This window comes from Rhodoferax sp. RT5P35, from assembly GCF_056521385.1.
This window is the reverse complement of record NZ_JBWMAX010000109.1, coordinates 1-1,480: the sequence shown is the minus strand read 5'-3', so window position 1 is coordinate 1,480 and position 1,480 is coordinate 1. Positions and strand designations below refer to the sequence as shown.

General features: G+C 66.4%; 2 protein-coding genes. Both read left to right on the top strand.

Going from position 1 to position 1,480, the window contains the following annotated elements:
• On the top strand, nucleotides 1-645 hold a 645-nt coding region (locus AC097L_RS24055), incomplete at its 5' end, for an ABC transporter permease (protein ID WP_479589248.1).
• Nucleotides 645-1,480, top strand: an 836-nt coding sequence (locus tag AC097L_RS24050) for an ABC transporter permease (RefSeq protein ID WP_479589247.1), incomplete at its 3' end; no start/stop codon positions are given. The genes AC097L_RS24055 and AC097L_RS24050, both read left to right, overlap by 1 nt.

Genomic DNA, 1,480 nt, shown 5'->3' with positions numbered 1-1,480 from the left:
GCCACCCGGCGCGGTCGCCTGGCCGACCATGTGGTGCGCGTCATCAGCCTGTTTGGCTATTCCACCCCGGTGTTCTGGTTCGGCATGATGGGCCTGCTGGTGTTCTACGCCTGGCTGGGCTGGGCCGGGGGAGCCGGGCGCATCGACCTGGCGTATGACGGCCTGGTGGCACCGCGCACCGGCCTGCTGCTGGTGGATTCGGCCCTGGCGGGCGAGTGGGAGGTGTTTCGCAACGCCATCAAGTTCCTGATGCTGCCCGCCTGCATCCTGGGCCTGCACTCCATGGCCTACATCAGCCGCATGACGCGCAGCTTCATGCTGGCGCAGTTGTCGCAGGAGTACATCACCACGGCGCGGGTCAAAGGCCTGTCCGAGCGCGGTGTGGTCTGGGGCCATGCGTTTCGCAACATCCTGGTGCAGTTGCTGACCATCGTGGCCCTGGCCTACGGCGGCCTGCTCGAAGGCGCGGTGCTGATCGAAACCGTATTCGCCTGGCCCGGCTTTGGCCAGTACCTGACCAGCAGCCTGCTGCTGGGTGACATGAACGCCGTGATGGGCTGCGTGCTGGTGGTGGGGGTGATCTTCGTCACGCTGAACCTGCTGTCCGATGCCCTGTACCACGTGTTTGACCCGAGGACCCGCTAATGGCTGCCCTGACCCTCTCCGACAAGACCGTGTCCACAACCCCCCAAACGGCGGCGCAAGCCCTGCGCCAAAGCGCCCGCCGCATCCTGCAAAGGCTGCTGCACAACCCCATGACCGTGGCGGGTCTGGTGGTGGTGGCCGCACTGCTGATAGTGGCCCTGTTTGCCCCGCTGATTGCCACCCACAACCCGCTGGAGCAAGACCTGACCCAGGCCCTGCAGGCCCCCAGCAACGCCCACTGGTTCGGCACCGACGAATATGGCCGCGACGTGTTCAGCCGCCTGGTGCATGGCTCGCGCATCTCGCTCTACATCATTGCCCTGGTGACGGTGATCGTGGGGCCGGTGGGGCTGGCCGTGGGTGCCGTCTCGGGCTACTTTGGTGGCTGGGTGGACAACCTGTTCATGCGCGTCACCGACATCTTTATCTCCTTCCCTAGTCTGGTACTGGCGCTGGCCTTCGTGGCTGCGCTTGGCCCGGGGCTGGACCACGCGGTGATTGCGATTGCGCTGACCGCCTGGCCGCCGATTGCGCGGCTGGCACGGGCCGAAACCCTGTCGCTGCGCAATGCCGACTTTGTGGTGGCAGCCCAGCTGCAGGGTGCCTCCAGCGGCCGCATTCTGCTGCGCTACATCGCGCCGATGCTGATGTCGTCGGTGGTGGTGCGCCTGACCATGAACATGGCCAGCGTGATCCTGACCGCTGCGGGCCTGGGTTTCCTGGGCCTGGGTGCCCAGCCGCCCATGCCCGAGTGGGGCGCCATGATCTCCAGTGGCCGCCGCTACATGATGGAGTGCTGGTGGCTGGTGGCCACGCCCGGTGCCGCCATCATGAT